This window comes from Aeromonas sp. HMWF014 (assembly GCF_963878295.1).
Lineage (GTDB): Bacteria > Pseudomonadota > Gammaproteobacteria > Enterobacterales > Aeromonadaceae > Aeromonas > Aeromonas popoffii.
The window spans coordinates 1-5,220 of record NZ_CAWNYS010000052.1; the positions used below are offsets into that span (position 1 = coordinate 1).

At 53.4% G+C, this 5,220-nt stretch carries 6 protein-coding genes; 1 reads left to right on the top strand and 5 read right to left on the bottom strand.

All coding sequences use genetic code 11. The features are described from left to right. Nucleotides 1-300 precede the first annotated feature (300 nt). The 4 genes from uhpT to AAC083_RS01920 all read right to left on the bottom strand — a co-directional run bounded on the left by uhpT (nucleotide 301) and on the right by AAC083_RS01920 (nucleotide 3,378). Nucleotides 301-1,707, bottom strand: a complete 1,407-nt coding sequence (gene uhpT, locus AAC083_RS01905) for a hexose-6-phosphate:phosphate antiporter (RefSeq protein WP_108537903.1) — start codon at nucleotides 1,705-1,707, stop codon at nucleotides 301-303. A gap of 252 nt (nucleotides 1,708-1,959) precedes the next feature. Then, the gene (locus AAC083_RS01910) at nucleotides 1,960-2,253 is read right to left on the bottom strand and encodes a hypothetical protein (RefSeq protein WP_108537904.1); all 294 of its coding nucleotides are present in this window, start codon (nucleotides 2,251-2,253) and stop codon (nucleotides 1,960-1,962) included. 110 nt (nucleotides 2,254-2,363) lie between these two features. Then, complete coding sequence (locus tag AAC083_RS01915; protein WP_108537905.1) at nucleotides 2,364-2,900, bottom strand: GNAT family N-acetyltransferase; 537 nt, start codon at nucleotides 2,898-2,900, stop codon at nucleotides 2,364-2,366. Between the two features lie 64 nt (nucleotides 2,901-2,964). Then, nucleotides 2,965-3,378, bottom strand: a complete 414-nt coding sequence (locus AAC083_RS01920; protein WP_108537906.1) for an EamA family transporter — start codon at nucleotides 3,376-3,378, stop codon at nucleotides 2,965-2,967. A gap of 98 nt (nucleotides 3,379-3,476) precedes the next feature. Between AAC083_RS01920 and AAC083_RS01925 the strand changes: the two genes are divergently transcribed. Further along, nucleotides 3,477-4,346 carry a LysR substrate-binding domain-containing protein gene (locus AAC083_RS01925; protein ID WP_108537907.1) on the top strand — a complete coding sequence of 290 codons (870 nt, stop codon included), beginning with the start codon at nucleotides 3,477-3,479 and terminating at the stop codon, nucleotides 4,344-4,346. A gap of 479 nt (nucleotides 4,347-4,825) precedes the next feature. Here AAC083_RS01925 and AAC083_RS22795 read toward each other — a convergent pair. Beyond that, the coding region (locus AAC083_RS22795) for a hypothetical protein (RefSeq protein ID WP_219927934.1) at nucleotides 4,826-5,220 on the bottom strand (395 nt) is incomplete at its 5' end.

A 5,220-nucleotide genomic window follows, 5' to 3' on the forward strand; every position in this document is an offset into this window, starting at 1 on the left:
GGGCATGGCAAGGTCGGGCCGGATTGGTCACTCCCGGCCGGCAGAAGAAGGTGAGCTCGCGGTTGAGCATTCAGGGGCCGACGGGCAGTGCTGTGAATACGACGCTGGCATCGCGCCGCACGGATTGCTGCGATACCTGGCGAGCCTGTGTGCACAGGGGATGACAGCAGTCTGGATGTATCTGCTGACGGTGGGGCAGCAATCAAAAACCGGCCCCACCAGAAGGCGGGGCCGGTTGCGCGCAGTGGCTGTTTGCGTCAGGCGGGCTTGGCCGCCTGGCTGCATCTAGTTAACGCGGGTTCAGGCGGATTGGGTAGCCAAGGTGGCGGCTTTCAATTCGCGCTTGATACGGCGGATCTTGCGCTCTTCAGCCACGGCCACGCAGGCCATCAGCACCAGACAGGCGACTGCTGCGATATCCAGCGCCGCGAAGGTGCCGGCCCAACCGGTCAGACCGAAGATGGGGGTGCCATCGGCGATCATGCCCAGACCCAGTTTGGCGAAGCTGTCACCGATGAGGTAGGCAAAGGTGCCCTTGACGCCATCGGCCACGCTGATGCCCTGCTTGGGCACGAAGCCCACGGCGGCCACGCCGATCAGCAGTTGCGGACCAAACACCAGGAAGCCCAGCAAGAACAGGGAACCCAGGAACATAAACTGGGTGGTGGCGTGCTGGTAAAGACCCAGGGTCGCGATAATCAGCGCCAGTGCCACACACGCGACCAGACCACGACGGCCGTTGGCCAGATCCGAGAGGTAGCCCCACATCAGGGTACCGACCAGCGCGCCCACTTCGAAGAAGGTGAAGCCCTGAATGGCGATCTCCTTGGAGAAGCCCAGCTCCTGGTGAGCGTACACGGTGGACCACTGGTCGATACCGATGCGCACCACGTAGAGGAAGATGTTGGCAAAGCAGAGCAGCCAGATCACCTTGTTCATCAGCACGTACTTGACGAAGATTTGACCCTTGGTCAGCTTCTGCTCTTCGGTGTCGATATCTTCTTCGCTGGCCACTTCGTCAAACAGCTCTTCTACCTTGCCCAGGCCATAGGCTTCCGGTGAGTCGCTGCCAAAACGCAGGCCGATAAAGCCGACCACCAGCGCGATCATGGACGGGAAGATGAACATGCCGAGCACGTTGCCATCGAACAGGTAGTTGGCACCGAACAGCGCCACACCGGCCGCACCGGCTCCGCCCACGTTGTGGGAGAGGTTCCACATACCGAGGTAAGTGCCGCGCTTGTTGCGAGGTGTCCACTTGGTAATGGTGGAGTAGCTGCAGGAGCCACCACAGCTCTGGAAGAAGCCGCTCAGGGCATAGAAGAAGATCATGAAGTAGAGGCTAAAACCCGTGCCGCCCATGCTTGCACTGAAACCCAGCATGCAAAGGGCGGAGAGGATCAGCATCAGCGGCAGGAACTGCTTGGTGTTCTTGCCATCGGCATAGTAGGAGACGACTGTCTTGCCCACCCCGTAGGTGATGGAGAAGCCAAGGCCAATCATGCCAAGCTCGGTCATGGAGAGGCCGTACTCCTGGATCATGTCGTTCTGCGCAATGTTGAAGTTCTTGCGGATCAGATACATGGTCAGATAGCCAATAAATACAACCAGATAGGATTGCATAAACGGCTTGAACCAGAGCTTGCGCCGGGCTGCGACCGGCAGGTCCAGGGTCGGTACCCTGACCTGTTGGAGAAGTTTCAACATCTTCGTTCATCCTCTGCGAGATAGACGGTATTTTCCGCCGCGCCCCTCACTTTTTGGTTGGTGTTAGAGGTCACGCCACGGAAAGGACAACAGCAAGAGGTTGGACTGTGCGCCTCGCTCTCCTGTCGATTGAACCCATGCCCACTCCCTGCGCCACTGCGAGGGTCGGGTCACTACATCAGGTAGCGTGACTTTAATGAGGTGCGGCGCAAATGGCGTGAGAGCCATCCCTAGGGGCATTAGGAAAATTTCCTAGTTTGACGGGTTCCGGCCATGAAGCGTGAAGGGGATCACAAGGGGGCTGCCCGCGGCAGCCTGGTGACGGTGGCGATCCGGCGTGCAGGAGACGATGGGGCGAGCTGGGAAAAGCAGGCCAGCCGGCAGAGCCACGATGGGACCACAGTGGGCCACGCTGTGGGTGATGCCCAGCAGGAAGGCCATGACCGCAGCCGTCATGCTGCCCAGCACGTTGGCGGGGATAATGGCCAGCACCTCGATATGGTGGTTGGTGCCACCGGTCGGGGTGATGACCGGGGAGGTAATCATGAAGAGCAGCGGGGAGGGGTTGCCAACCGGCTCTTGCCCGATCCCGAGTTGCCAATAATCAGAATTCGTTTCATCTCTGAGCGCGCTTTAAGTGCCTAATTGGCTGGTGACTATCTCTGTTGCCACTCGCTCTTTAGGACGGCCAACACCACGGTATCCCACCACTGCTGTTTGAAGAAACGGTGTTCGCGAAAATATCCCTCTTGCCTCATGCCCAACGTGTTGCACAGCCGTATCGCAGCCCGATTGTGGCTGATGGTTTCTGCATAGATCCGGTGTATGTCTAATTCACGAAAACCAAAGTCCATCAAGGCGTATGCGGCTTCATGTATGAGTCCATGCCCCTGATACGCCCGGGCCATACCACAGCCCATCGATGCCTGACGATCCGGTTCAAGACGCAGGCAAACCGTGCCAATGAATCCCCCGGTCGCTTTGTTCTCGATGGCCAATTGATAGGCGGTGCGAGGGTGTTCACTCGCCTGCTCGATAAACAGTCGGGTGAGCTGCCGATATTTATCCGGGTCGCAATCTGACTCGCTGTAAAACCGCTGATACTTGCTCTCTTGCGAGATGGCGACAAAATCCGCTTCATCAGCTGGCTGCATATCGCGCAGGATAAGGTGTGTGGTTTCAAGTTTGAACATAACGTCCTTGTTAATATCTCGCGAATGTTCGAATCCGCTTTGCTAGTCGAATCAACGAACGTTATTATTTCCGTGGCATCATCAACCATAGACCGCAGAGGGCGATGCCCATACCCAGCAATCGGGTGACTGAAAAGGCTTCTCGAAAAAACAACAGTCCAATAGGTAAAAGCAAGAGTGTACTTGCCGCATTAGTCAGGAGTGACGATACCCCTAAATGGCCACCGGCTCGATATAGCAATAAGAATCCAATTTCAATCCCTAACATTCCCAGCGCCACGCCAGCAACACTCCAGTTTAATACTTGAAAGTTGCGACTGCCCTCATAGAAATAAATGCCAGGTAAACATAATAAAAGGGCGATGCCGTAACTCACGGACAACGATAGAAATGGATTGACGCCACTAGGCACAAATTTAATCGAAAGATGGTATACGACCGAACCTGCGATAGCAAGAATGACAGCTAAAACATACATAGTGAACTCCAGCTAAAAAGAAAAAGCATGCTCAGTCTAGCGGATGCCATAGTTCATAGGTAGACTGCAAAAATGAATGGCAGTTATAAGGTTTTTTTATGGCCAATGACGTTGATACCGCACTGCTGCGCTCTTTCGTGAGTGTTGTACAATGTGGCAGCATTAACCGAGCCGCAATATTGCACGGGAAAACACAGCCAGCGCTTAGCCAACAAATTCAGCGTTTAGAGCAACAGTTAGGCCATGCATTGCTGCTTCGTTCCAACAGGGGCATCCGTTTAAGTACAGAGGGGGAAGCGTTATTACCTTATGCAGAACGCATTTTAAGTCTCACAGACCAACTGAGTCTAAAACCTGCATCACAAGGCAAGCAGCATTGCAGTATTGGTTTGGTTGAAGACCTTGTGAGTCATCACTTTACCCGCGTACTCGCCGACTTTGCTTGTGTGCATCCTGGATTAAGCCTGCGTGTTGAGATTGCTAACAAACAGTCACTCTTTGCAGCGTTTGAACGTGGTGAGTTGGATGTTTTGGTCAGCATGCCAATTGCCAATGCACCAGTACCAATTCAGGAATTTAGTTTTCCACTTTATTGGTTTGCAGAACATGGGTTTGAACATCAAGGTGAGTCGTTACCTTTAGTTATGTTTAGCCAACCTTGCTCATGGCGTAATCGTATATTAGAGGCTTTAAATAGAGAAAATATTCCTTGGCATATAGTATTTGAGAGCAGTAGCCTTGCAGCGTTACAAGCTGCTACAGAGGCAGGGCTGGGCGTTGTCGCTTTACTTTCTCAAACACCCCCAAAGCATAGCCAGAGATTGACTCACCTCCCTACACTCCCAAATATTACCATTGCAGTTTATCGCCAGCGGGGAGATATGGATAACACAGTTAAACAATTAACCAATCTCTTTCTAAGAGAAATGCAGCATCATCTTGTCACGCTAAATGATGGTGAAGGATAGTAGAACTCAAGAGAAAGGGGGCTCAGCCCAGTTTGTGTGTTCAAGAAGCACTTAACGGGCAATGGGCCGCCATTTCGGTTGTCGTCTCGCTATATATGGCTTATCTCGTATCTTGGGCTAACAATCGTAGGTTGGTGCTGAACGAAGTGAATTGCACCGCTTGTTTGGTAACAGAAAGTGTGGAGGCAAGAGAGTTGGGATGGCAGAAAAGGTAGAGGTGCAATGTGCTGCGCTTATTGCACCCTACTGAGCCGTCATTTGGCTTGATGGCGATGCACGAGATGGCGACAGTTCATGAGGGTGGTACGGTCGGAAATGGGTTGGTCGAATGAGAACGTGGCAAACGAGCGCATGAAGGGCGTCCTCAATAGTCACAGCGCGGTAGAATAAGATTTCAATATGATATGAAAATAGATGAGGCAGGATTTAACCTGCCTCGCGTTACTCATTTGGATATACATTGGCTCGTGGTGTAACTATTATGGGCCAAGCAATGCGGCAAACGCACCGTAACTTAAGTTACCGTTTGAGAAAATGGTCTGCACATTGGTGAGCGGGGCCACGGCACGGCTGTCGCCACCACCGGTAGCCCCCCCCCAAGTCACGACTGCCCCATCCTGCTTGAGGGCAGCAAAAGCAGTGATAGTTGAGAAAATGGTCTGCACTTCGGTGAGATCCACGTCACGGCTGTCACCGCCATCGTTGGCACTCCCCCATGTTACCACAGTCCCATCCTGCTTGAGGGCAGCAAAAGCAAGGCCATTTGAGACAATGGTCTCCACATTGATGAGATCGTCCTTCACGGCATTGCTGTCACCGCCATTATTGGCACTCCCCCACGTCACCACAGTCCCATCCTGCTTGAGGGCAGCAA

What these genes read in the sequence shown, in the direction of transcription:
- uhpT (WP_108537903.1), bottom strand. Translation starts at nt 1,707, where the DNA reads ATGTTGAAACTTCTCCAACAGGTCAGGGTACCGACCCTGGACCTGCCG.
- AAC083_RS01910 (WP_108537904.1), bottom strand. Translation starts at nt 2,253, where the DNA reads ATGATTACCTCCCCGGTCATCACCCCGACCGGTGGCACCAACCACCAT.
- AAC083_RS01915 (WP_108537905.1), bottom strand. Translation starts at nt 2,900, where the DNA reads ATGTTCAAACTTGAAACCACACACCTTATCCTGCGCGATATGCAGCCA.
- AAC083_RS01920 (WP_108537906.1), bottom strand. Translation starts at nt 3,378, where the DNA reads ATGTATGTTTTAGCTGTCATTCTTGCTATCGCAGGTTCGGTCGTATAC.
- AAC083_RS01925 (WP_108537907.1), top strand. Translation starts at nt 3,477, where the DNA reads ATGGCCAATGACGTTGATACCGCACTGCTGCGCTCTTTCGTGAGTGTT.